Source organism: Bradyrhizobium sp. 147 (genome assembly GCF_023073935.1).
In the GTDB taxonomy this organism is placed as follows: Bacteria; Pseudomonadota; Alphaproteobacteria; order Rhizobiales; family Xanthobacteraceae; genus Bradyrhizobium.
Genome location: NZ_JADPKL010000006.1, coordinates 41,534 through 64,317 on the forward strand (window position 1 = coordinate 41,534; position 22,784 = coordinate 64,317).

At 62.9% G+C, this 22,784-nt stretch carries 20 protein-coding genes and 1 tRNA gene; 9 read left to right on the forward strand and 12 right to left on the reverse strand.

The features are described 5' to 3' along the window. Window positions 1-2 precede the first annotated feature (2 nt). The 5 genes from IVA87_RS01425 to IVA87_RS01445 all read left to right on the forward strand — a co-directional run bounded on the left by IVA87_RS01425 (window position 3) and on the right by IVA87_RS01445 (window position 5,437). A complete protein-coding gene (locus tag IVA87_RS01425) occupies window positions 3-923 on the forward strand; it encodes an ABC transporter permease subunit (RefSeq protein WP_247305150.1) in 921 nt (306 codons plus the stop codon). Between the two features lie 9 nt (window positions 924-932). After that, window positions 933-1,694, forward strand: coding sequence for a glycerophosphodiester phosphodiesterase family protein (locus IVA87_RS01430; protein ID WP_247305153.1), 762 nt, complete (start codon window positions 933-935; stop codon window positions 1,692-1,694). 44 nt (window positions 1,695-1,738) lie between these two features. Beyond that, window positions 1,739-3,220 carry an alkaline phosphatase D family protein gene (locus tag IVA87_RS01435; protein WP_247332426.1) on the forward strand — a complete coding sequence of 494 codons (1,482 nt, stop codon included), beginning with the start codon at window positions 1,739-1,741 and terminating at the stop codon, window positions 3,218-3,220. A 97-nt stretch (window positions 3,221-3,317) separates the two neighbouring features. Next, window positions 3,318-4,265, forward strand: a complete 948-nt coding sequence (locus tag IVA87_RS01440; RefSeq protein ID WP_247305158.1) for a sugar-binding transcriptional regulator — start codon at window positions 3,318-3,320, stop codon at window positions 4,263-4,265. 116 nt (window positions 4,266-4,381) lie between these two features. Beyond that, complete coding sequence (locus tag IVA87_RS01445) at window positions 4,382-5,437, forward strand: alcohol dehydrogenase catalytic domain-containing protein (protein ID WP_247332428.1); 1,056 nt, start codon at window positions 4,382-4,384, stop codon at window positions 5,435-5,437. A 231-nt stretch (window positions 5,438-5,668) separates the two neighbouring features. On the opposite strand, the gene IVA87_RS35250 is transcribed toward IVA87_RS01445, so the two are convergent. From IVA87_RS35250 to IVA87_RS01480, 7 genes are all read right to left on the reverse strand, one after another. Next, window positions 5,669-6,664: a HupE/UreJ family protein gene (locus IVA87_RS35250; protein ID WP_247305163.1), complete on the reverse strand. Its 996-nt coding sequence runs from the start codon at window positions 6,662-6,664 to the stop codon at window positions 5,669-5,671. A 56-nt stretch (window positions 6,665-6,720) separates the two neighbouring features. Beyond that, on the reverse strand, window positions 6,721-7,242 hold the full coding sequence (locus IVA87_RS01455) for a DUF4340 domain-containing protein (protein ID WP_247305165.1): 522 nt from the start codon (window positions 7,240-7,242) through the stop codon (window positions 6,721-6,723). Then, on the reverse strand, window positions 7,239-8,723 hold the full coding sequence (locus IVA87_RS01460; RefSeq protein ID WP_247305167.1) for a Gldg family protein: 1,485 nt from the start codon (window positions 8,721-8,723) through the stop codon (window positions 7,239-7,241). Before IVA87_RS01460 ends, IVA87_RS01455 begins: the two co-directional genes overlap by 4 nt. Then, entirely contained in the window at window positions 8,720-9,421 is a 702-nt protein-coding gene (locus tag IVA87_RS01465) for an ABC transporter permease subunit (protein ID WP_247305169.1), read from the reverse strand. Before IVA87_RS01465 ends, IVA87_RS01460 begins: the two co-directional genes overlap by 4 nt. Further along, complete coding sequence (locus IVA87_RS01470; RefSeq protein WP_247332430.1) at window positions 9,418-10,161, reverse strand: ABC transporter ATP-binding protein; 744 nt, start codon at window positions 10,159-10,161, stop codon at window positions 9,418-9,420. The genes IVA87_RS01465 and IVA87_RS01470 overlap by 4 nt, the downstream gene beginning before the upstream one ends. A 65-nt stretch (window positions 10,162-10,226) precedes the next feature. Next, the gene (locus tag IVA87_RS01475) at window positions 10,227-11,090 is read right to left on the reverse strand and encodes an N-acyl homoserine lactonase family protein (RefSeq protein WP_247305172.1); all 864 of its coding nucleotides are present in this window, start codon (window positions 11,088-11,090) and stop codon (window positions 10,227-10,229) included. 284 nt (window positions 11,091-11,374) lie between these two features. Continuing rightward, on the reverse strand, window positions 11,375-11,560 hold the full coding sequence (locus tag IVA87_RS01480; RefSeq protein WP_247305174.1) for a hypothetical protein: 186 nt from the start codon (window positions 11,558-11,560) through the stop codon (window positions 11,375-11,377). 254 nt (window positions 11,561-11,814) lie between these two features. Between IVA87_RS01480 and IVA87_RS01485 the strand changes: the two genes are divergently transcribed. The 3 genes from IVA87_RS01485 to IVA87_RS01495 all read left to right on the forward strand — a co-directional run bounded on the left by IVA87_RS01485 (window position 11,815) and on the right by IVA87_RS01495 (window position 15,689). Continuing rightward, window positions 11,815-13,320 (forward strand): serine hydrolase, encoded by a 1,506-nt coding sequence (locus tag IVA87_RS01485; RefSeq protein WP_247305176.1) that lies wholly within the window; start codon window positions 11,815-11,817, stop codon window positions 13,318-13,320. Window positions 13,321-14,107: 787 nt separating this feature from the next. Then, the gene (locus IVA87_RS01490; RefSeq protein WP_247305178.1) at window positions 14,108-14,692 is read left to right on the forward strand and encodes a hypothetical protein; all 585 of its coding nucleotides are present in this window, start codon (window positions 14,108-14,110) and stop codon (window positions 14,690-14,692) included. 214 nt (window positions 14,693-14,906) lie between these two features. Further along, entirely contained in the window at window positions 14,907-15,689 is a 783-nt protein-coding gene (locus tag IVA87_RS01495) for a response regulator transcription factor (protein ID WP_247305180.1), read from the forward strand. Here IVA87_RS01495 and IVA87_RS01500 read toward each other — a convergent pair. From IVA87_RS01500 to IVA87_RS01515, 4 genes are all read right to left on the reverse strand, one after another. Continuing rightward, complete coding sequence (locus IVA87_RS01500; RefSeq protein WP_247332432.1) at window positions 15,686-17,104, reverse strand: HlyD family type I secretion periplasmic adaptor subunit; 1,419 nt, start codon at window positions 17,102-17,104, stop codon at window positions 15,686-15,688. The two genes, IVA87_RS01495 and IVA87_RS01500, sit on opposite strands and share 4 nt — an antisense overlap. A gap of 50 nt (window positions 17,105-17,154) precedes the next feature. Then, window positions 17,155-18,891, reverse strand: coding sequence for an ATP-binding cassette domain-containing protein (locus IVA87_RS01505; RefSeq protein WP_247305186.1), 1,737 nt, complete (start codon window positions 18,889-18,891; stop codon window positions 17,155-17,157). Window positions 18,892-19,032: 141 nt separating this feature from the next. Further along, window positions 19,033-19,491 (reverse strand): hypothetical protein, encoded by a 459-nt coding sequence (locus IVA87_RS01510; RefSeq protein ID WP_247305189.1) that lies wholly within the window; start codon window positions 19,489-19,491, stop codon window positions 19,033-19,035. A gap of 266 nt (window positions 19,492-19,757) precedes the next feature. Beyond that, window positions 19,758-21,200, reverse strand: coding sequence for a hypothetical protein (locus IVA87_RS01515; protein ID WP_247305192.1), 1,443 nt, complete (start codon window positions 21,198-21,200; stop codon window positions 19,758-19,760). Between the two features lie 601 nt (window positions 21,201-21,801). On the opposite strand from IVA87_RS01515, the gene IVA87_RS01520 reads away from it, so the two are divergent. Then, entirely contained in the window at window positions 21,802-22,353 is a 552-nt protein-coding gene (locus IVA87_RS01520) for a hypothetical protein (protein WP_247305195.1), read from the forward strand. Between the two features lie 120 nt (window positions 22,354-22,473). Here the strand turns inward: IVA87_RS01520 and IVA87_RS01525 are convergent. Continuing rightward, window positions 22,474-22,549 (reverse strand) — tRNA-Ile (locus tag IVA87_RS01525). Window positions 22,550-22,784 lie beyond the last annotated feature (235 nt).

A 22,784-nucleotide genomic window follows, 5' to 3' on the forward strand; every position in this document is an offset into this window, starting at 1 on the left:
GGATGGTCGAACGCTCGCCGGTCCTCAACGTGATCTGCCACGCGATCCTGATCGCCGGCGCGCTGATGGTTTGCGTGCCGCTGTATTTCGCGTTCGTGGCCGGCTCGCTCACCGTGGCCGAGGTGCAGAAGGTGCCCTTGCCGTGGCTGCCGGGAGGTCAATTTTTCGACAATCTGCAACTGGCCTGGAGCAAGGGCAATTTCAGCCGCACTTTCGCCAATTCGGTTATCGTGGCGCTCGGCATCACGGCCGGCAAGATCGCGGTCTCACTGCTCTCGGCCTTCGCGATCACCTACTTCCGGTTCCGCTACCGAATGCTCGCATTCTGGCTCATCTTCACGTCCCTGATGCTGCCGATCGAGGTTCGCATCGTGCCGACCTTCGAAGCCGTGGCAAATGCGGCGCTGCCGCTGCAATGGCTTCTGGATGCGCTGCATGTCGCGGATCTCTGGGCCTGGATCAGCGGGCACGAGGTCGCGATCGCGCTCGAATGGAATATGGTCAACACCTATCCCGGACTGGTCCTCCCGCTGATCGCCTCAGCCACTGCCACATTCCTCTTTCGCCAATTCTTCCTGACGATCCCGGAGGAGCTATGCGAGGCTGCCAGGCTGGACGGCGCCTCGCCGCTACACTTCTTCTGGAGCATCCTGCTGCCGCTCTCCGTGCCGAACATGGTCGCGCTCGCCATCATCCTGTTCCTGTTCGGTTGGAATCAGTATCTCTGGCCGTTGCTGTTCACGACCGACAAGGACATGGCAACGGCGGTCATTGCGTTGAAGGGCCTGATCCCTCGCTCCGACAGCGAGCCGGCCTGGAACATCGCGATGAGTGGTGCGCTCCTCACGATGTTGCCGCCGGTGTTGGTCGTCCTGCTGCTGCAGCGCTGGTTCATCAAGGGTCTTGTCGACAGCAGCAAGTAGGAACTGATCATGGTTATCATTGCCGGTCATCGCGGGGCACGTGACCTTTGGCCCGAGAACAGCATTCTCGGATTCCGTAACCTCTATGGCCTTGGCGCCGACGCGGTAGAGTTCGACGTCCACCAGAGCTCAGACGGTGGCATCGTCGTGATCCACGACCCCTTACTCGACCGTACCGCGCATGGCACTGGCCCAGTCGGCGAGCGCAGCCTGAAGCACCTGACCTCGATCCAGCTCCGCGATGCTGGCGGCGAGTGCATTCCGACCCTCGGCGAGGTGCTCGACGTCTTCAGCGATACGGCGCTCGAGCTGCAAATTGAGATCAAGACTGATGCCCTGGGCAACGTCTACCAGGGACTCGAGGCGAAGCTGATCGAGGAGATCAGGCGACGCGGGCTGCAGCGGCGGGCGATCTTGACCTGCTTCGTCCCCGAGGTGATCGAAACCGTCCGCAAGCAGGCACCGGACGCGCAGGTGCTGGCTTCGCTCGATCGCCGCTCGGCCGAGATGATGGGCGGGATCAAGCCGGCGCTCGAGCGGTTCGCCAGAATTCGCGACTGCATCGTGGCCATCGAGAAGACACTGCTGATGCCAGCGATGCCGCTGGCGCTCGGCATCCTCGGTCCGGCGCGAATCGGTGCGTGGGTGACCAACACGCCCGAGGATATCAGCTACTGGCTGGGCCAACCGGTGCGGCAGATCACGACCGACCGGCCGGATCTCGCCGTTAGCATCCGTCGCAAGCTCGAAACGGCGCCGGCCCGCGCATGATTCCCCGCCGTCGCTTTCTCGTGGGGTCGCTGGCGAGCGCCGCGTTGGCTGCGCCCGCCGGGTTCGTGCGGGGAGCGCCGGTTTCGTTTGACGCGGATCCTTTCACGCTCGGTGTTGCCTCCGGATGCCCGCGGGAGGATCGCGTCACCCTGTGGACCCGTCTTGCGCCGCAGCCGCTCGAGGGCGGCGGCATGGGGCCCACGCCTGTGGACGTTGAATGGCAGGTTGCCGACGAGAAGGCCTTCTCGCGCATCGCCTCGCGCGGCATCGTGCGGACGACCGCAGAGCTGGCGCATTCCGTGCACGTCGAGGCGACGGGGCTGCGGCCGGACTGGGTTTACTGGTACCGCTTCCGCGTCGGGCCGGCGCTCAGCCCGGTCGGCCGCACCCGAACCGCGCCCGCGGGGTCGGAGCGGTCGTTCCGTTTTGCCTTCGCATCCTGCCAGCAATACGAGCAAGGCTATTTTGCCGCCTACCGCGACATGGCCGCACGCGATCTCGACCTCGTCGTGCATCTCGGCGATTACATCTATGAGAAATCCTGGGGATCGCGCCACGTCCGCCAGCACGGCGTCGGAATTCCGACCACGCTCGAGGAATTTCGCAACCGCTACGCGCTCTACAAGAGCGATCCCGACCTGCAAGCGGCGCACGCCGCCTTTCCCTGGCTCTCGGTCTGGGACGATCACGAGGTGATGGACGATTATGCCAATGATCGCTCCTACACGGTGCGCGATGCTGTTCAGTTTCTGAAGATCCGCGCGGCCGCCTATCAGGCCTATTACGAGCACATGCCGCTGCCGCCCTCGGCGCGTCCACGCGGCGCGGACGCCACGATCTACGAGCACTATCGCTTCGGCGACATGCTCGACGTGCTGTTGCTCGACGATCGGCAATATCGTTCGGCATCGGCGTGTGTCGGAAGCGGGCGGCCGACCTGGGTGACGGACTGTGCAGGCCGGACGGACGAAGCGCGGACGATGCTGGGGCGCGAACAGGAGCAATGGCTCGATGCGGGCCTGCGCGACTGCCGCGGCCGCTGGACTATCGTCGCGCAGCAGACCTTGATGGCGCCGGACAAGAGGGAAGGGGACGATGGCGCGCATTTCTGGATGGACGGCTGGGACGGTTATCCCAATGCACGCCGCCGTCTCCTTGATTCGCTCGTGACGCATCGCCGGCGCAATCCGGTCGTAATCGGCGGCGACCGTCATGCCTTCTTTGCCGCCGATCTGAAGCACGATTTCGCCCGCCCGGATGGCCCGACCATCGCGACCGAGTTCGTCGGCACGTCGATCACCTCTGACGGACCGAGCGAAGCCAGTGTGCGCAAGGCATTGGCGGAGAATCCGCATCTGGTCTATGCGCGCGGCGACAAGCGCGGCTATGCGACCGTCGAGCTCGACGCCCGGCATTGCACTGTGGGATTCGAGGCACTCGACGACGTCAAGAACGCCGCAAGCGCCGTGCGCCGGATGACGAGCTTTGTGGTCGAGGATGGCGTACCGGGCGCGAAGCCCGCATGACGGAATCCACATGCCGCAGATTTGACGACCACCGAAAGATCGCCTCAAATGCCGCCGACGTCTGACTGTGCCTTGGGGCCGCTGCGGGGGCTGCGCCGTGACTGATCAAACCATCCTGCGGGTCGCTTGGCTTTACTATATGGAGAACCTGACCCAGGCCGAGATCGGCGAGCGGCTGGGGCTGACCCGCGCCCGCGTCAACCGCATGCTGTCGGATGCCCGGCAGACCGGTATCGTCAACATCCGCCTCAACTCCGCCTTCGCGAGCTGCACGGAGCTAGAGCATCGCTTGCGCCGGGAATGCGGCCTCGAGGACGCCGTCGTCATCCCGAGCCCGGAGAATCCCGAGCAGGTCGGCAGCCTGATCGGGATGGCGGCGGGAGCGTATCTCTCGAAATTCCTCGAACAGAAGCGGCCGCGCATCATCGGTATCGGATGGGGCGCAACGTTGCGCGAGACGATCCGTTACGTCACGCCGGCGGACTATCCCGAACTCTCCATCGTCTCCATGATGGGCGGCCTGTCACGCGGACTTGAGCTCAACACGTTCGAGATTGCGGGCGAGCTCGCGCACCGGCTGCACGCCCAGTGCAGCTATCTGGCCGCTCCGATCTTCGTCAGCAGCCGGCGCTCGCGCGACACCTTCCTGGCTCAAGAGGTCTATCAGGAGGTGCTGAACAGCGTTGAACGGATCGATCTTGCGCTCCTGAGCATGGGAGACATGACGCCGCGCTCGCTGTTGATGCGGCATGGGCTGCCGCCGGACGTCCGCGCTGAGCATCTGCGCGCGGCAGGCGCCGTCGGCGACGTCCTGGCGCAATTTCTCGACAAGACCGGCAGGCCTATCGATCACGGCATCAACAGCCGCGCCATTGCGATGCCGCTCGAGAAGCTGGCGCGTGTGCCTACGTCGATGTTGATCGCCGGGGGGCCCAACAAGGCGCCGATCATCGCGTCGGTGCTGCGGGGCCGGATCGGCAAGGTGCTAGTGACCGACGAGAACACCGCCGTTGCCGCGCTGAAACTGATCGACAAGCAGAAATAGCCGTAAGTTCCCTCGCCGCTATTAATTCCGCGCCGTGCGCACCCCTGTCCACGCGCAGCGGACGTGCGCCGAAAGGCGCGCAAAAGCATTTGTCTCCCCGCTGTTACATATGTAACATGGGCGAGACAATTGCTCAGAAGGATGGCGTCGACATGCGCGCTGCGGTGCTCCAGGACATTCGTGATATCCGCGTCCTCGATATCCCCGAGCCGAGGCCGCTCGCGGAGGACGAGCTCATCGTCCGCGTCAAGGCAGTCGGGGTTTGCGGCAGCGACCTGCATTCCTATCTCGAGGGCGGAACAACCGGTCCGACCAGCGTAACGCCGTTCGTTCTGGGGCACGAATTCTCAGGCGTGCTCACGCCGGACTCGGCGCGCAAGGCGGGGTTCTCGGCCGACGCGCTGGTGGCGGTCGATCCCTCCATTCCCTGCGGCCATTGCGAGTGGTGCCACCGCGGCCACACCAATCTCTGCCCCAATGTGAAGTTCCTGGGCTACGCGCCCTACAACGGCGCCATGGCCGAATTCGTCTGCGTGCCAAAATCCGCCGTGCATTTGGTGCCTGACAGCATCGATCCGGCCGGCGCGGCGATCCTGGAGACGCTCGGTGTCGCGATCCATGCCATGGATCTGGCGCGTCCGCGGCTTCTGGAAACCTTGGCGGTGCTCGGCTGCGGGCCGGTGGGATTACTGCTCGTGCAGCTGGCGCGGCTCGCAGGCAGCGGGAAGATCATCGCGATTGACCCCGTCGAGCAGCGTACCGCGCTGGCCTGCGACCTCGGGGCGGACGTGGCTTGCGGCAGCTACGCCGAGGTCGCGGACGCCACGGAAGGCCGCGGCGTCGATCTGGTGATCGAGGCAACCGACTCATCGCACGGCTTCGAGCATGCCGCGCGCTCCGCACGTATCGGTGGCCGGGTCGTTCTCGTCGGCATCCCCGACAATAATCAGTACATCCTGAGCGGCGCCGAGTCGCGTCGGAAGGGCCTGTCGATCAAGTTTTCGCGCCGCATGCCGGAGGTCTATCCGCGGGCCATCGCGCTCGCGCAAGGCGGGCAGGTCAAGCTGGCGCCGCTGGCTACGCATCGCTTCTCGCTCGACCAGACGCCCGCCGCCTTCGAGCAGCAGGTCGCGCGGCGCGATGGGATTATCAAGGCGATCATTTGCCCGTAATTGAGCGGCATCTCGCCAAAATCCTGGGGCAACGGAGGCAGGCATAGAAGCCGGGCCGGTCGTGATGGCGAAATCGTCGAAGCTGGTCGTCACCCGAAAGGGGCGCGTGCTGATGGTGCGGCGCAGGAAGATGTCCGTTAAGGTTCAGCACCTCTCGCAATCGTATTCTGTTGCAAGACGGATAAGGGCTTCGCTCGTGCAATAATCCTCGCTGGCAAATGTCGCTCTGCTTCACCAATAAAAAATGCGCTCGGCTAACCAGTAAGTACCGACCGCAACGACTGCCAGCGACGCGATCCGGGGCGTAAGGGAAGCTCCGCGCCCGTGTCTCATTAGCGTCAGCAAGGGCATGATCATTGCGACGAAGAGCAACTGCCCAATCTCAATGCCGAGATTGAATCCCAGCAGTGCGCGTACAATGGCCCGTCCCTTAAGATCCAGTTCCCCCAGAGCCGACGCAAAGCCGAAGCCGTGGAGAAGGCCGAAACCGAAGACCCAGATCCATCGCCGTCGGGCTGGCTCGATGAAAAGAAGATTCTCCAAGGCCACCCAGACGATGGTCGCGGCGATCAGCGGCTCGACAATGCGGTCCGGGACGGTAACGATGCCGAAGGTCGCGAGCGACAGCGTGACGCTGTGGGCAACGGTGAATGCCGTCACGATGCGCACCACGGACCCTAGGCCCTTTGCGGTCGCAAGCAGCGCGACAAGAAACAGGAGATGATCATAGCCGGTGACGATATGCTCAACGCCGAGCTTGATGAAGTCGAACCAGCCGGTAGCGAGCGGGCGATCGAGATCAAGCGACACCTTCCGGGAGCCCTCCTGGAAAGCGACCTGCCGCTCACCGCTCGATGTCATGACATTGCCGAGGGTCTGATAATGCTCGCCGAGAAGCGCGCTCCAGTCCTCGGTGATGTCGAGACGGCCTTGCGAAGCGTTACAGGTGAAGTCGATCTCGATGGTGCCGCGGGCGTCGGTCGCGCCGGCGCCGCCGATGCGCACGACACCCATCCGGCAACGCGCGCCCGCAAGTTCGATGAAAAGGGTTTCGCGCGCGTAGCCAGCAATCCGCTCCGCGGCGACGCGATCGCCATTGGCGGCCGCCTTCAGGCCCTCGGCGGATCCGATCGGTATTTCCGGCAGCACGATCGACAGCGCGTAGCGCAGGCGATTATCGACGAGTTCAACACGCAGCAGCGCTGTCGTGATGGCGTGCGCAAGCACGACGCCCGGCCAGAGCAGGACGAGAGCTAGTCCGATCCACTTTGGGAGTCTCCCGGTCACTGCGCGCCTCCCACCTGTTCCCAGGCTTCCGCCACGAAGCCGGGGAGCAGCGCGACCTCACGCCGGCCATCGATCCTGGCATAATGCGAAAGTCCGAGCAGGCTGGTTGCGCCAAAGGAGATCGCGAAGGTTTTGCCTTCCGCTCCCCTGACCACCACGCGCAGTTTTGGCGGATCGAGCCCAAATTGCGCGGCGTCGACGCTGGCAACCTCGTCCTCGCTCAGCATCCGCTCCGGCCCGGAGTTGCGCAGAAGCGTCAACGCCGCCTCGAGCCGCGCGTTGAATCCCGGCGGCGCATTTCCTTGCGCAACGCGCCAGCCCTCGCCCTCCCGTGCAAAGCGCCATTGTCCGGCAGGGGCCGCGACATCGACCTCTCGCACTTCTGCAGTCGACATAACGAGGAGGCCGCTCGGCGTGAAAGGCGCAAGGCCCGGTCCGCCGCGGCCCCCGGTGAGGGCAAGAGCCGCGAGGAAGGCAATGGCGGCGAGCGCCGCGGCAGGCCAGGCGAAACGGCTCATCGCCGCCGCCACCACATGATGCCGCCAGCGAAAGCGATCAACCCCGGCATCAACAGCACCGTGACGATGAAGATGCCGCGGGTCTGCTCGCCCGTCAGCGTCACCGTTGGCAGGACCTCCACTGGCGGCTTCATGGTCGGCGCCTTCTCCTCGCGGCTCAGCCAACCGATGCTGGCAAGCACCACGTCGGAATTCCCGAGATAAGGGAAGAAGGAATTGGATGCGACGTCGGCATCCCCCACGACGATCAGGCGAAACGGCTTCGCTGCCTCGCTGAGACGCCCCTCCGACGCAAGCGCAATGATCCGCGCCGCCGGCGGATCTGCCTCCGGGGCCGGTCGATTGGCAAGGCGATCGCTGATGACATAGCTTTCCGCACTGCTGACCGCGAGCGGCACCACCCTCACATCTGGCGCCGACACCTGCTCGAGCGGCCGGGCGCCGGGATAGAAAGACAGCGAAAGACCACGCGTGACCGGATGGGCAGCGTAATGCGACACGGCGATCATCTGCTCGTCGGTGAAGTAGTGGTCTTTGGGATCGACGATCACGCCATTGCCTATCCTGATGCCTGCCCGCGCCAGCAACGTGGCGATGCTTTCATCCAGTACATAATCAGGCTCGACCAGCAGCATCGCCGAGCCCCCACGCTCCAGATAGCGGCGCAGCATCTCACTCTCGCCGGGGCTGTAGCGCGTGCGCGGATTGGCTTCGACGACGACGGCGCAATCGTCCGGGATTGGCTGGCCGGTGGCAAAGGAGACTTTACGCGCGGAGAGCCCAAGTTTTTCCAGCGCACGCCGGAGACGGCCGATGCCGTGCTGCTCCATCTGCACAACTGCAAGTCCCGAAGCGTCGTGACTATGGCTCTGCGCGCCCTCGAAATGGGTGTGGAATTCAAAATTGTCGATGTCGTACTCGCCATGCCCCACGGCGAAGCAGACGACGAGCTCGCGCCGGCGCATCAATCGTAGCAGGCCGATCGCGACCTCGCGGTCGTCGGTGGTCACCACCTCGACACGTCGGCCGCCGGCGCGCAGGACCGCGGAGTTATAGGTGCGCACGCCAAAGCTGCTGGCCAGTGCCGGATTCTGGTCGGCATCAATCAGCTGCACGCGGAAATTGGCATTCTGCCGTTCGAGTTGGGCGAGCATGGTGGCGAGCGCGCGGGCACCCGGATTTTGCTTCTGATAGAAATACGCGACGTCCACCGGCTCCTTGAGCGCGCTCACCATGTCGCGCGCTTCAGTCGAAGGTGTGAAAGCCTTCTCTCGCGTCAGGTCCAGATAGGCGTCATGGCGGAACAGCGCGACATTGGCGAAAATGACGACGGTCAATGCCACGACGACGACCAAGGCAGTGCTGATGGCGCGGTTGGCCGAGCCGATCTGCACCGGCAGCTTCAGCCCCGCCGCAGACAGCAGCGCCAGCGCAGCAATCACGCCGACGAACCAGCCGATGTTGAGGAGATCAGCGCTCATCGCTGCGCGAGCCCCCAAGCGGTGAGGAAAAGCGCAAGCATGCTCGCGCTGATATAGTAGCCGATGTCGGACAAGAACACGGAGCCCGAGACCATCGGCTTGAAATGGCCGATCAGCGACAGGTTGATGGCAACGCTGTCAAACGGCGGGACGAGCAGGTAGGACACGGAATCGGCGAACCAGAGCATCAAGAACGTCCCGATCGACAGCGCGGCCGCAACCACCTGGTTCTCCGTCAGGCTGGACATCAGAAGGCCGACCGCAACCAGCAGCGAAGCATGCAGCGCCAGCGCCAGATATCCCGCATAGATCGGGCCCCAGTCCGGCTCACCATAACGATCCAGGATCGCGGCATAGATGAGCGAGGCGGCAAACATGCTGAGCACCAGCGTCAGCGTCGCTGCATACTTGGCGAGCACGATCCACACTTCCCGCACCGGCGCGGTCAGCAAGAGTTCGAGGGTTTCGGAGCGCCGCTCCTCGGCGAAGGAGCGCATGGTCAGCACTGGGACCAAGAGGATGGAGAGCACGTACATCTGGTGGAAGATGTATTGCAGGTTGGCGACCTTGGTCGCAAACAAAGTAAGGCTGAACGTATAACCCAACACGAGGAGAAACACCGCGGCAACGGTATAGCCGATCGGAGACGTCAGCACCGCGTTGAGCTCCTTGGCAAACAGGACGCGCAGCGTTCTCATGTGAGCGACAGAAACCATTGTTCAAGATCGGGCGTATCGGCGACCGCGCGCACGCCAAGCAGGCGACCGCTCAGCAGCACCGCGACACGGTCAGCGGTTTTTTCCACTTCGCTGAGGATATGCGAGCTCATCAGCACAGTGTGACGGCCGGCCAATGAGCGGATCAGTTCCCGCATCTCGATGATCTGCCTGGGATCGAGGCCGTTGGTCGGTTCGTCAAGGACAAGGATATCCGGCTCATGGATCAGCGCCTGCGCCAGTGCCGTGCGCTGGCGGTAGCCGCGGGACAGGGCGTGTGTGAGCTTGTGCATCACCTCAGACAGCGCGAGCCGCTCGACCACGCGGTCGATGGCAACACCAATCTCGGCCTCCGGCAGGCCGCGCAGCCGTGCCATGAAGGCAAGAAATTCGCCGACGCGCATATGGGGATAGAGCGGCGCCGCTTCCGGCACGTAGCCGATGCGCCGCCTCACCGCGAGGGACTCCCTTACGACGTCAAGGCCCCCCACGGTAAGTTGGCCGGCGGACGGCAGAAGATAGCCGGCAAGCAGCCGTATGAAGGTGGTCTTGCCGGAGCCATTGGGCCCCAACAGCCCGAATACCTCTCCGGCGCGGACGTCGAGCGTTAGTCGATCGAGAGCTGCGACCGGTCCGTAGCGCTTGCTAACTTCAATGGCCGAAATGGCAGGCGTACCGGCCGACACGCCCGGAAGCGACACGCTGCTAGGCGAGATGGTCATGCAACGTTCCCGACGATGCACCCTGCCGGTCGCGTCCTTGGAGATGTCCCCACCCGCTTCAAATCTCAGTCGTAGAACTCGGGCGCCTTCTTGGTGGCTTTAAAGATCTCGGGATCGTGACCGTAGAAGATTTGCGCGTTGTTGGCGTCGCGGATCTGGCGAACGCGCTGATAGCTGCGGTACGCATCGTTCGGAGACTGCGTGCCCGGGATCGGCGGAATCAGGTTCTTGTCTAGATTTTCCTTGAGATAAACAACATCGCTGGTCAGGATGACTGTGCCGGTCTTCGGAAGCTTGACCACAACGAACTGGCTTCCAGGCGTATGGCCGGGCGCGCGCATCACACGCACCGAACCATCGTCGAACAGGTCGAGGTCGCCGCTGAGGCGAATGATGTTCATCTTCTTGGTATCGGCAAAATCGCCGGGGATATAATAAACGGAGAAGCCGACGTCGGGCCACCAGGCGGCCTTTAGTTCGTCTTCCTGTGCCACGAGGGTGGCATTGGGAAACTGGCCGACATTGCCGCCGTGATCGAGATGGAGGTGGCCGACCACCACGTACTTGATGTCATCGGTCTTCAGGTCAATCTTGGCGAGCTGGGCGGGGATTGCGTCATCCTTGGTCATCTTGAGGCCGAAGCCCTTGGCCAGCGGACCCCACCAGCCCTCGGGATCGGTGATCGTCTTGTCGTTGTTGCCGGTGTCGATGATAACGTTGCCCTTAGGATGCTTCAGCACGTAGAAGCTCACCGGGGCCCAATCGATGTTGCCTTGGCCGCCCATCTGCAGCGCCGCTTTGGGGAACCCACCGAGTGACCCCGAGGTGAAGACATAGAGTTTGGGACCATCCTGCGCAACGACAGGCGCGGTAGTTGCCCCGATGCCAAGGGTGAGAGCGAGACCCAACGCAAGCTGCTTCAATGCCATAGCGTGTCCTCCTCATGTCTTCATTGTTTACGGGCCGTCTGCGCGGCCGCAGGGCTCGGCCAGCTTCGCGGCCGAATGCGCCAGAATAGGATCGAGACTTTCGTGATGGCAAGACGAAATGACGCTTTGGGCGACAAAATCGCTGACGCCCTGAAACGGAGCGCTCGGTTCTGGGAGGCTCGGTCGGCGGAGAGCGAGGCGCAAAACGTTGCGTCCTGCAGCCGACAGAGTCCGCTTCGCTTTCTTCTTACCCGAAGTGAGGAGAGCTGCCTGTTCAGGGGCCGTCATGAACGCCAAATATGCCCGTCGTGCTTTACCGCATGCAGCTCGACGATTTCCTCGGCGAAGAAGGCAAGTGCGACGAGTTCGAGGCCATCGCCGTCAACGAAGTCCTTGCGTGGCAGATCGAGCAGGCGCAGCCAGATCGGGCGTCCTGCTCGACCCGACGAACGGTATATCACGCTGGCCATGCTTCAGCGCGCCGCGGGCATGGTCGGGCCGTCCCTCCGGCTGGAATTGGCTTGAGAACGACGCGGCCTGGTATCGAACGCGCAACTTGCGTGCTGCGCCTCCGCGCGCTTCGCCGCATCTCTCTAAATTGTGTCATGAAGTGGCTGCTGCCTGTGGTAGATATGCCGGTGCGCAACAACCCAGGCAGGGGTAGAGCATGCAAGTGGCTGATCGTTTCATCGGGCGTTCATCACGAAACAGGGCGATGCTCGGCATGCTTGTCCTGCTCATCTGCGTCCATTCCGGCGCCACGAGCGGACAGAGTAATGAGGCGGTGTGGCCGACAACACAATGGCAAACCTCGACGCCGGAAGAGCAGGGCATGGATTCGGCCGCACTCGCCAGGGTTGTTGCGTTCGGTACCACGCGCAGCTTCGACAGCCTGCTGGTGACCCGCCACGGCCGCGTCGTGCTCGATGCGTACTACGCGCCGTTCACTGCCGACATGCCGCACACGATTAATTCCGCCACCAAGGCGGTGGTCGCGACGCTGACGGCGATGGCTTACAAGGATGGCCTGCTAGATCGCCTCGACCACCCGATGCTGGATTTCTTTGCCGATCGGAAAGTCGCCGATGCCGACGAGCGCAAGAAGGCGGTCACGGTTCAGCATCTGCTCAACATGACGTCCGGCCTCGAGTGGGACGAAGGGTTTGAAGGCGGCCGCGAACAATCGATGCGGGACATGGGCGCGAGTCCCGATTGGGTAAACTTCATCCTCGACCGTCCGATGGCGCATGCGCCGGGCGAGAGCTTCTATTACAACAGCGGCGGCTCGCATCTGCTGTCCGCAATCATCAGCAAGCTCACCGGAAAGAACACCGCCGATTATGCCAACGAGCGGCTGTTCGGCCCGCTCGGCATCGCGCCGCCATTCTGGCGCCGGGATCCGCAACGGCTTCCGATTGGCGGCTTTGGCCTCGCGATGCGGCCTCGCGACATGGCGAAGCTCGGCTATCTCTATCTGCGTAACGGCGAATGGGATGGCAAGCGGCTGCTGCCAGCGGACTTTCTCGAGGCCGTCGGCCATGCCACCATTAACATGAACGCGCGGTCCGATCCCGCGCTGCGCTACGCCAACCAGTTCTGGGCGATTCCCGGCAAGCACGTCTATATGGCGGTCGGATATCACTGCCAGGTAATCATGGTGCTGCCCGAAAAAGACATCGTCGCCGTGATGACGGCGCGGGATTTTTGTCCTTTGGGCAGACTGGCCGACGATATCTCCGGCGCGGTCAAAGCCGATTCTGCGCTGCCGGCCAACCCGGCGGCAGCCGACCGACTGGCCGAGGTGATCGCGGAGGTCTCGACCGAGAAGGCGACCAAGGTCGGCGCTGCGCCGGCGATCGCTGCCGCGATCTCGGGGAAGACTTACAGATTCTCCGACAATGCGCTCGGCATCAAATCGCTGGTGCTCTTCCTGGCCGACGAGAACCCACGCTACATCGTGCAGATGGCGGCGGGCGATCCGGCGCGGCGCCAGCTCGACGGGCCGATCGGGCTCGACGGCCTGTACCGCAAGAGCGCGCCGAGCTTCCTCGGCATTCGCGCCGCCAAGGGCTCGTGGCAGAACGAACAGACCTTCATCTTCGATTTCCAGTATGTCGGACTCGGCGAAACCTCGATCTGGACGCTGACCTTCGACGTCGACAAGGCAATCCTGCGCGGCAAAGCGCGGTACGGGCGCGAGGCGACGGCGGAAGGGACGTCGGGCGGTTGAGTGATGCGCTCCGCGAGCACTCTTTAGCTGCGCGCTGTCCACGCCTCCTTCATCACAATGAAGGTGCGGGCCTGAGTTACGGTGCACTAACCAACATTGCCACGATGATGGACTCGTGCTCCTGGTTTGCCCCAAGTGTCAATTGTCTTCGCCTTGTCGGGCAAAGCATACTCGCCGCCGGCTGCCATGCTCTTTCGTGTTTTCGATATTTTTGTCGGACGCGCGCTGGCACCGGTCTCGCGGGCCGGCGAGCGAAGAGGGCGCGGCTCGCCATAGCTCGCGGGCCCGAACAGCCCGCCTCCGCCCTGCCGGCTTCGGCGTGGTTGCCTTCGGCACGATGTGGCTTGCCTAGCCGAAGCTGGCGTAGACAGCGAAGGCTGGTGGGCCCGGCAGGACTCGAACCTGCAACCAGATCGTTATGAGCGGCAGAATTTCGACTAGGGGCGTTGACCTTCCTGCGCTTTTGTTCGAGTCCGATGGCCTTCGTTCCGTTTCGTTCACGCCGTTTCTGGTGCGAAACTGGTGCGGTGCTTCGAAACTGGCCTGAGGGCCACACAAGCCGGCGATCGGCAGAAGGGTCCAGGAGCGGGCCAAATCGGCCATGATTGCTTTCACGATTGGCTCTTTGCGGTAGTTCGTCACGGATCTGATCCGCTCATCCAGGCACGTGCCGGACAACCGCGCGCGCTTAATGAGCGTTTAACGCTTTTGCGCAACAGATAGATCACCAGCGCGCAATTAGTCCTTAGTTACGAGTGCGAACCGACCTCCCGTGGAGGGGAATCGGATGGGACTGCTTTTTGTTGGAGTGCTGGCGGGAATCCTGATCGGCTTTGGCTGGTTCGCGCCTTCCCGAGGGTATTTCCTTGATTGCGCGTCACGCCCCTGTTTCAACGGGGGCGCAGTCGCCCGACCCGCGCTGCCAATGCAGATGGCTTTGGCGCCAGATCCTGCGGCCGTCAAATCGAATTCTGCTACTCCGGCAAGGTCCGGCAAGAGATCTTCCCCGAAGAAGCGTGGAGCGGCCGACCTTGCCAAGGTGGCGTCGCCTCGGACGAGGATCGGCGTCTCGGCATCCGAACACTCCGCGGAAACTTCAGATCCTGTCCTGGACAAGGCGAAGGTCACGATCTCGGCGAAGATGGAGGATCCAGAATCGGCCGAATTCACCGATATGAAGCGCACGATGCGAAAGAACACGCTCGGACGCCCTGTGGATACGATTTGCGGGCGTGTGAAAGGAAGAAGCGCGTCAGGCGGCGAGACCGCGGAGAGGCCGTTTCTTTACCTCGTGAAGGAGGATGAAGCATATGTCGTCGACGGCAAGTCAGGGTCGGCGGCGTCAACGGCGTATCGAAATATCTGCAATTAGGGGAGGCGTCGACTGCGCGACCGTGCGGTACGCACCCAAGTGATTTGAGCGGAAAGAATTTCCACCTAGCCGCAAAGTGATCCCGCAGTGGATACGGCACTAACGGCGGCACTGCGCCTCGTGATGATGCATTCAGAATGAATGCAGCAGCAGCAGGGGAAGACGCAATACGGAATGGGAATATCGCGGAAGTTCTTTTCATCTTGAGGAAATCATGCACGACATAACGAACACCTCAAAACGGCTCAATGAATCGCTTCACTTGCCGGTTCTGGTAATCATCGAGCCGCTCCTATTGCCTCGCACATGCATGCTGAACGTCCTCAGGCGGGAGCTGGACCACCTTGAGATCCTTGACATGGCAACGGTCCAAAGCCTGGACTCTACGTCAGCCCGCGATGTTCGTCTGGTGGTGCTGAGTATCGCGGATAGGCCCATCGGCGATCCTTCGGTTGAGGACGATCTCGCCTTCGTTGCGGAGTGTTGTCCCAACGCCGCCGTTGCAGTCCTGTCAAACCATGATGACGAGCCGACCGTGCAGGCTGCGATGCAGCGGGGCGTGCGCGGCTTTCTTTCCACCTCGCTATCGATCGAGATCGCCATGGCTGGCCTGCGGCTTGTACTTGTTGGTGGCGTCTACCGGCCGTTGCCCGTCGCCGGGACGAACAGGATAGCGGATCTGGAGCCGTCGGATACGCGCGGGCTTGCGCCCGCATATCTGATGAACGAGGGAGTCGGAGTGGCTATCGACAGGAGCGTGACCGATCTCACGCCTCGTGAGCAACAGGTTCTGGCGGAATTGGAGCTCGGCCTGCCCAACAAGCTGATCGCCGCCAAACTGAACCTCGCGGAAAGCACAGTCAAAATGCACATCCAGCATATCATGAGGAAATGTGCTGCGCACAATCGCACGGAAGCTGTCCTCCGCTGGCGCGGCCGGTTGCCCGCGCAGAGTCGCGATCACGATCCAGGCGCAGCTCCAATGCTGGAAAATTAGTCCTCTCTGAATGCACCACGGAAGCTGTCGAGCAGGGGCCTGAGCGCGTAGAGAGCCACAGTACCGCGCCCTGTCGTGATGAACACTTGAACCGGCATACCGGGGACGATCTGGATGTCGTTTGCCGCGATCTGCGCGTCGTCGATCCGGATTTTGGTCGCGTAGTATGGCTGGTCGGTACGCTTGTCGAGGAGCCGGTCCGCGGATACGTGCACGACGGTTCCCTTCAGGCGAGGCACGCGACGCTGATTGTACGGTACGAGGTGAACCTCGGCATTGAGGCCGGGATGAACCACGTCGATGTCCTCGGGCCTCAGGCGCGCGGTCACGATGAGGCGATCTTGCCGGGGTACCAGGTCCATGAGCGGAGCACCAGCTCCGATGACGCCGCCTGCCGTATGAATCCGCAGATCGGTTATCACGCCGTCCTCGGGCGCCTTGATCTCCGTTCGCGATAGCTGATCCTTGGCCGCAAGCAGTCGCTCGCGGAGCTGGAATATCTGGTTCTGCGCTTCACGAAGCGACTGTGCGATCTCGTTCTGCCTCTCGCTCTCGAGCTTGAACAATGTGGCCTGCTGTTCGCTGATGACCTGCGCGGCGCGAGAAATCTGCGCGGCGATCTCGCCGCGGCGGCCCTCAACGTCGGCCAGCTCCCGCTGCAGGTTCAGAAGCCGCGGTCGCCGTTCGAGTCCCTTGTTGACGAGGGTCGCGACCATATCCAGTTCCTCCCGGACGATGTCGACCCGCTGCCCGGTGGCGCTCTCCTGAGCCTTGAGACCTTCGATCTCCTTCTCGACTTGACGCCTTCGTTCGCGAATGACCGTAAGCTGCGACTCGTGAACCTGCAGGCGCGCCTGAAAAATGAACTGCTGCGCCGATACCGCAGCGGCGGCCACCCCGTTCTGCTTGCTGTCCTGTTCCAGCGCGTCCGGAATTGCGATCCTCTCAAATCTCTGCTGCTCGGCTTGAAGCCGTGCGGCACGAGCAACTGCATCCCACAATTGGCCTTGAAGGCTTTGCATCTCCGAGGCGGCCCGGGTGTTGTCCAGCGCGATCAGCATTTGGCCGCTTCGCACGATATCGCCATCCGAAACAAGGATCCTCCTGACGATACCGCCTTCCAGATGCTGAATCGTCTTGCGGCTCGATTCCGATTCCACGACTCCAGATGCGATCGCGGCGCTCTCGAGCGGCGCGAGGCTCGCCCATGTACCAAGTCCCAGCATGAAGCAGAGCACCAGCAGATTGCCCGCGACTGTGAGACCGCGAAGCCTTCCGCGCGGAGAGATCGGCGTGGGCGTCGAGCACCATGGAAATTCCAGCGGCTCGAAATCGTCGATTGCGGTCACCACGACGCCAAATCGCCGGGCGGGCGCGGGGCGCGCCGGAGCTCGCATGAGCTGCTCCCAGATCATGGGAAGTCTCGAGACCGCGGGAAACTTCCGGATGATGAGAGAATTCCAGATCATGGCGCAATCTGCGAAGTGACTTGGGGGCGGCTCAGGTGCCGTTCAAAGATGTCCTCGCTGTCGCCGAATGCGGCGATCGCACCGTCTTCCATGATGGCAATTTTGTCCGTGGCTGCGAGGAGACCCATCCTGTGAGTGACGACGACAAGGATGACGCCTGCGAGCTTCATGCGCTCGATGGCATCCAGGAGCATTCGCTCGCCCCCGTAGTCGAGGCTGGCGTTGGGTTCGTCGAGAACGATGAGGCGTGGACTGCCGAAAAAGGCGCGGGCAAGTCCGAGGCGCTGCCGATATCCGCGTGAGAAGTTTGTTTCGCTGTGAACCATCGTGTCGTAACCCTGCGGCAGGCGCATGATCGCCCCATGAACTCCGACGAGCTTGGCCGCTTCGACGACCTCCCGCCGGTCGGCATCTTCAAGGCGTGCGATGATGTCGTTGATCGTGTCGCCGAGCAGGTTGATATCTTGGGGGAGATATCCGAGGCGGTCGCCGTTTCGGCCCTCGCGAAGCAGCGGGATGACGGTATTGTCGAGGAGGACACGGCCATCCGTTGGCATCGATAGCCCGGCGATCACCTGGCCGAGCAAGGATTTGCCTGACCCGGACGGGCCGATAATGCCAAGGCATTGTCCGGGCATGAGGCTGAACGAGACGCCGCTCAGCAGAAAATGGTCGGTCCCCGCAGGCCGCACGCTAACATTGTCGACGACGAGGCCGCTTCGCGCCTGCGGCGGAGAAACCTCCGCGCTCTGCTGCAGCGCGACGGGGAATGCGGCGAGAAGTGCGCCGAGCCGCTGACAGGCGCTCAGGGCCGTTACGAGTGATTTCCAGCCAGCGAGCGCACTTTCGACCGGCGCGAGCGTCCGGCTGAACATCAGCGTGGAAGCAAATATGATTGCCGGGCTCTTCCCGTGATCGAGGACGAGCCACGCGGCAGCCCCCATGATCAAGACCTGCGACAGCGCGCGAACCGGCTTGGTGGCCAGCATGACGATCTCGCCTCGCCGGAGTGCAACATCGTGCTCCCTGCGCGCGTGCTGCGCGTCACGGTGAATCATGCGCGCTGCGCTGTCGAACATTCCCATGGCGCGGATCATGTGGATGTTGCCCGCGGCCGTCTGCAGGCGGCCGCAGCTTCTGGACAGTGCGGCGCCGGATCTTTGCAGAACGTCTTCCGTGACCAGCTCTCCGGCAACCGTGAGCGCGAACAGGAAGGCGACGCAGCAGGCGCCCACCATGCCAAGCAGGGGATGGATCAGAAAGAGGACAAGGAGGAACAAGGGCGCCCAGAGCGCGTCGAACAGCAGCGTGCATGCGCCGGACTCGACGAACTGGCGCAGCACGGTGAGATCCCGATATGCGCCCGACGCTTGCGTCGAGTCCCTGCGAAACGCCGATTCGAGGCCGGCCGAAAGCACGCAAGGACGAAGGCGATCGTCGAGCCAGGCGCCAAGGCGTCCCAGGACGGCGCGCCGCAACGCATCGAACACGCCGCCCACGACCACTGTGATCGCGACAATGAGCGTGAGCAGAAGCAACGTGTCGCCGCTCCGGCTCGACAACACCCGATCGTAGATCTGAAGAAGATAGATGGAGGGCGCAAACAGAAGCAGGTTGTAGCTGCAGCTATAGGCGAATACGAGACCAAGCGGTCCCGCGCAGGACCGGAGGGCCGCGTGCAGTGGCGTCCGGATCTGCGGCAGGATAGGCCACTGAAGGGGCGGCATCAGCATGATCGTCACCGCCTGAAATCGAGGTCCGGCGCACTTGACCGATGGCTAACGTCATCTGCCAACGGTATCGGCGGGGTATTGGCTCGAGCGTCAGGACCGGTGGCGGGGGCCACCGGTCCTGCCACTCGGACGAGCCGATGGTCAGAACGTATCGAGATGGAAGCTCACCTCTCCGCCCACCGCGGCGTTGCCGTCTCCGCCATTGCCGCCGATGCCGGCCACGACCTCCTGGTGCTGATCCACCCAGACCTTGTTGATCTGGGTCGCATCCGTATTGGCGTATACCTTGGAGGTATCGTGACCGCTGTAGGATTTCTGGCTTCCGTTCGACTCGGCGTCTGCGCCATGGACCTTCGAAAACCACGAGGCCTTCGCGTTGGCGCCGCCGGCATCCCAATCTGCCGTCTGCTTGACGTGATCGCCGGTGCTCACGTGCACGTCGGCACCTTCCGCCTTGTTGGTTGGATCGAAGTTGAGCGTCGGCTTGCTGATGATGGCTCCCTTGAAGGTGCCGTCGCCTCCATTTCCGACACTTTGACCACCGGTGCTGATCGATTTGAATTCGATCGAGTCCGAGATGCTGATCGCTTTGGGCAACATTTGAGCCTCCCTCTTTCTGCTGGCTTTCGCGCATCATCCGTCCCGATCGGGCGGACGCGCGCGGCAAAGTCTGATCCGCCCAGGCGCGATGGCGATAGATGTCAAATCGGACACCATCCGGTTTGGTCGACCTACGTACGAAAGTACGACATTCGTCGCGCAACATCGGAACTCGAAACATCCGGGAGAGCCCGCAGGGCGAGCTTGCATGCGCAGAGTGTCGAAGCGGCTCGCGATCGGGCTTGTGCGAGCGGCGCGGTGTTTCGCTATCCCAGCAGGTGAAGATCCGACAGAAGGTGGGCGGAAAGATCGCCACCCAGCGCGAGATTGCCGTGGCCGCCGTCCCCGCCAAGTCCGGCGATCTGGATCGCACTCTGGTCGACGTGCACGTTGTTGACCTGATCGGCTATCGCCGTCGAATGGGGACCCGCGATTGCGATGTTGATGGGCGCATAGATCGCGACGCTGACATCGATCAGGCTGCCGGCAAAATAGCCCTTGCCGCCATTGCCTGCGCCGTTCGAACCGGTCGCGATCGTGTCGGACCCGCCCCACAAGCCGTGGGAGAGAAGGCTTGCATGGCCGCCCGCCGCGGCGTTGCCGTTGCCCCCGTACCCGCCAATGCCGGCGATCTGAATGATGGATTGATCCACGTAGGCGTCATTTGTCTGAACCGCGTAAACGTTGGAACCATAGCCCGCGACTGCGATGTTGATCGGGTCGTACAGTACGAAGGAAGTATGGACGAGCCCGCCGTAGAACGCGCCATCGCCGCCATTGCCAGCCTGGCTTCCGCCCGTTTGAACGTCGAAGACGCCCCCTCCGTTGCTTGATCCCCAACTGGGGTCGAGCGTGATGGCGCTGCCGCCGGCGGCCACGTTTGCATTTCCGCCGCTTCCGCCGACGCCCGCGACCTGAGTGGCCGATTGATCGATGTCGACCGTGTTCGATTGACTTGCAAGCGCCGTGCCGCCCGAACCCGCCACGGCAATGTTGATCGGGTGATAGATCACCACGGGAGCGTCCACGATCGCACCCGAGAAATAGCCGCTGCCGCCGTTTCCGGCGCTGTTGTCGCCGCTCGCGATCACGCCGGCGCTCAAGGACGTACTGACGCTCCCTCCCGATACAATGTTGTCATTGCCGCCATGGCCGCCGACGCCGGCCACCTGAAGAGCGGATTGATCGACATTCAAATTGTTGGGCTGGTTGGCCAGGGCGACCGAGCCGTACCCCATACTCACCGAGATGTTGATCGGTTCATAAATCAGCAGGGAAGCGTGAATGATCCCTCCATAAAAGTAGCCATCGCCGCCGTTCCCCGCCGTGTTCGCCCCATTCTCGACCGAAGCAATGCCCGTCCCTGGATGTGATGCGTCGGCTGCAGGCTTCGTGGACGAAACGTCCAGGCCCGCCGCAGCGTGGTTGCCGGCGTGGCCGCCCGTGTCGACCCCCGACGTGGGATGTTTGGATTGAACCTGGTCGGACTCGTGATGCCGGATGTTGGCGCTCGCGTGGTGGGCTCCAGGACCAGCAAATTGACCCGCAAAAGGGCCTGGACCATGGACCAGAGCGCCACCGCCGACCACGTCAGCTACGAACGAAGCACTCGGCCCAGGGCCCGGTCCGCGCTCGCCATCGTAGCCATCGTGGTGATGCGAGGCGTGATGCAGCCGGATTCCATCCGACATCCGCGAAAAATCCATCATAGCCTCCCTCATCGCGATCGCTCCGCGCGATCGGACGGGTTCTGCGCTCCGGACACAATGTCATCCCGGGAAGGTCGAATGCCCAGTCGTCAGTTCGGATATGGCGCTTCGTCGGGCACCCCGTAACAACGGCTACATCCGTTCGGGTGGGCTACAGCCTTTGCAAGCTTGCGCGGGCCGATGCTTGAAAGTGCGACCTTGAGGGGATGGCGAAAATGGACGATCGGGCTGGTGGAGAGGTCGTCGTAGGGTCTGTGGCCAAAACGAATCCACCGCAATGCCCGATTTAAGTCGCATCGCGACCTAGGTCACGGCCAAAGCTCGTGTTCGGGCAGGGGCGCAACACCGGGGTTTCCATGTCCGGTCATTTGCGATTTTGTTTCGCCGCTTTTGTACTTGTTGCAGGTCTCCCGACGTCATCAGCGTCTTCGAACCCATTTTCCGGATTCTTCAATGCCGGTCCCGCGACAGCCTCTGCGCCCACTTCCGCGGAAGTCGCGGAAGTGAAGTGCTTGTCGCGGCCCGGCAGGTCGACCGCCGACGGCCAGCGCTGGAAGGCCGGCGCAGATGCTGGTTCCAGGTCGCCGAAGGGACAGAGCCGGTGAAGATCCCGGTTCGGTATCGCGCCGCCAGTTATCGTGTCGCCATGGCCGAAGAGAACAAGACCGCAGCGCGCAAGCGGAAGGCGATGGTAGATGCGCGCGCGGAGTTGCAGCGCTCCGCAGCGGTGGATACGTCTCGGCCGAGCCCGTCCGCGCCCGTGCAGGTGGTTGATGCCGGTCCCATCCTTGCTACCGGGATTGCGACCCACGTGTCGCCGGCCCCCCTCTCCAAACGCGCCGACCGGCTCACGCCGGACGAAATCGCGTCGCGCCAAGTCGACGTGGATGCACGTTTGGCGGCCGCGCCGGCCGCCAGTGACGTGGTTGCCGCCTCGATGCCTTCGGCGACGCCGCTCGCCTTTTCAACCGCCGAGGCGGGTGATGGCGGGCAGGGATGGACCTGGCTTGGCATGCTGCTGATGGCCTTGGGCCTCGTCTCCGTCTTGAGCGCGAGCCGAACCACTCGCTGGGCCGTGCCGCTGCCCCACCTTTCTTTCGCTTGCCAGAGGCTGATGCTGGTCAAGACGCGACTTTGCGGGGAGGCTCGCTAGATCGAACGTTAAGCGGGAGTTTGATAACCATTGAAGCGAGCAATGAGGGGCAGCGCGCGGCGTTTCTGTTGCAGCAAGGGAAAACGAAAGCCTGCCAAGTCGTGATGATCATCGATTTACTGGTGGGCCCGGCAGGACTCGAACCTGCAACCAGACCGTTATGAGCGGCCGGCTCTAACCATTGAGCTACAGGCCCCGCCGCGAGGCGGCCATTTTTGCAAGCGGCCGGCAACGGTGCGCGGTTCGTTTACAGGGCCTGGGGCGGGGGTGCAATGCTGGCTGCCCAACGGAACGCCGGCGCCGCGTGGCAAGCGCGGCCTTTCGGTTGCCATTGTTTTGCCCGACGAGGCTGGGCAAGAATTACTCGTTAGCGGAGTGAGGCGGGTGCGTGCCGGCCGATTGCGAGCGGAGGCTGTATATTTGTCCAGAAG

What these genes read in the sequence shown, in the direction of transcription:
- IVA87_RS01480 (WP_247305174.1), bottom strand. Translation starts at nt 11,560, where the DNA reads ATGGCCAGCGTGATATACCGTTCGTCGGGTCGAGCAGGACGCCCGATC.
- IVA87_RS01460 (WP_247305167.1), bottom strand. Translation starts at nt 8,723, where the DNA reads ATGAGCGCTGATCTCCTCAACATCGGCTGGTTCGTCGGCGTGATTGCT.
- IVA87_RS01485 (WP_247305176.1), top strand. Translation starts at nt 11,815, where the DNA reads ATGCTTGTCCTGCTCATCTGCGTCCATTCCGGCGCCACGAGCGGACAG.
- IVA87_RS01475 (WP_247305172.1), bottom strand. Translation starts at nt 11,090, where the DNA reads ATGGCATTGAAGCAGCTTGCGTTGGGTCTCGCTCTCACCCTTGGCATC.
- IVA87_RS01495 (WP_247305180.1), top strand. Translation starts at nt 14,907, where the DNA reads ATGCACGACATAACGAACACCTCAAAACGGCTCAATGAATCGCTTCAC.
- IVA87_RS01430 (WP_247305153.1), top strand. Translation starts at nt 933, where the DNA reads ATGGTTATCATTGCCGGTCATCGCGGGGCACGTGACCTTTGGCCCGAG.
- IVA87_RS01465 (WP_247305169.1), bottom strand. Translation starts at nt 9,421, where the DNA reads ATGAGAACGCTGCGCGTCCTGTTTGCCAAGGAGCTCAACGCGGTGCTG.
- IVA87_RS01500 (WP_247332432.1), bottom strand. Translation starts at nt 17,104, where the DNA reads ATGATCTGGGAGCAGCTCATGCGAGCTCCGGCGCGCCCCGCGCCCGCC.
- IVA87_RS01510 (WP_247305189.1), bottom strand. Translation starts at nt 19,491, where the DNA reads ATGTTGCCCAAAGCGATCAGCATCTCGGACTCGATCGAATTCAAATCG.
- IVA87_RS01505 (WP_247305186.1), bottom strand. Translation starts at nt 18,891, where the DNA reads ATGCTGATGCCGCCCCTTCAGTGGCCTATCCTGCCGCAGATCCGGACG.
- IVA87_RS01425 (WP_247305150.1), top strand. Translation starts at nt 3, where the DNA reads ATGGTCGAACGCTCGCCGGTCCTCAACGTGATCTGCCACGCGATCCTG.
- IVA87_RS01470 (WP_247332430.1), bottom strand. Translation starts at nt 10,161, where the DNA reads ATGACCATCTCGCCTAGCAGCGTGTCGCTTCCGGGCGTGTCGGCCGGT.
- IVA87_RS01455 (WP_247305165.1), bottom strand. Translation starts at nt 7,242, where the DNA reads ATGAGCCGTTTCGCCTGGCCTGCCGCGGCGCTCGCCGCCATTGCCTTC.
- IVA87_RS01445 (WP_247332428.1), top strand. Translation starts at nt 4,382, where the DNA reads ATGGGCGAGACAATTGCTCAGAAGGATGGCGTCGACATGCGCGCTGCG.
- IVA87_RS01515 (WP_247305192.1), bottom strand. Translation starts at nt 21,200, where the DNA reads ATGATGGATTTTTCGCGGATGTCGGATGGAATCCGGCTGCATCACGCC.
- IVA87_RS01490 (WP_247305178.1), top strand. Translation starts at nt 14,108, where the DNA reads ATGGGACTGCTTTTTGTTGGAGTGCTGGCGGGAATCCTGATCGGCTTT.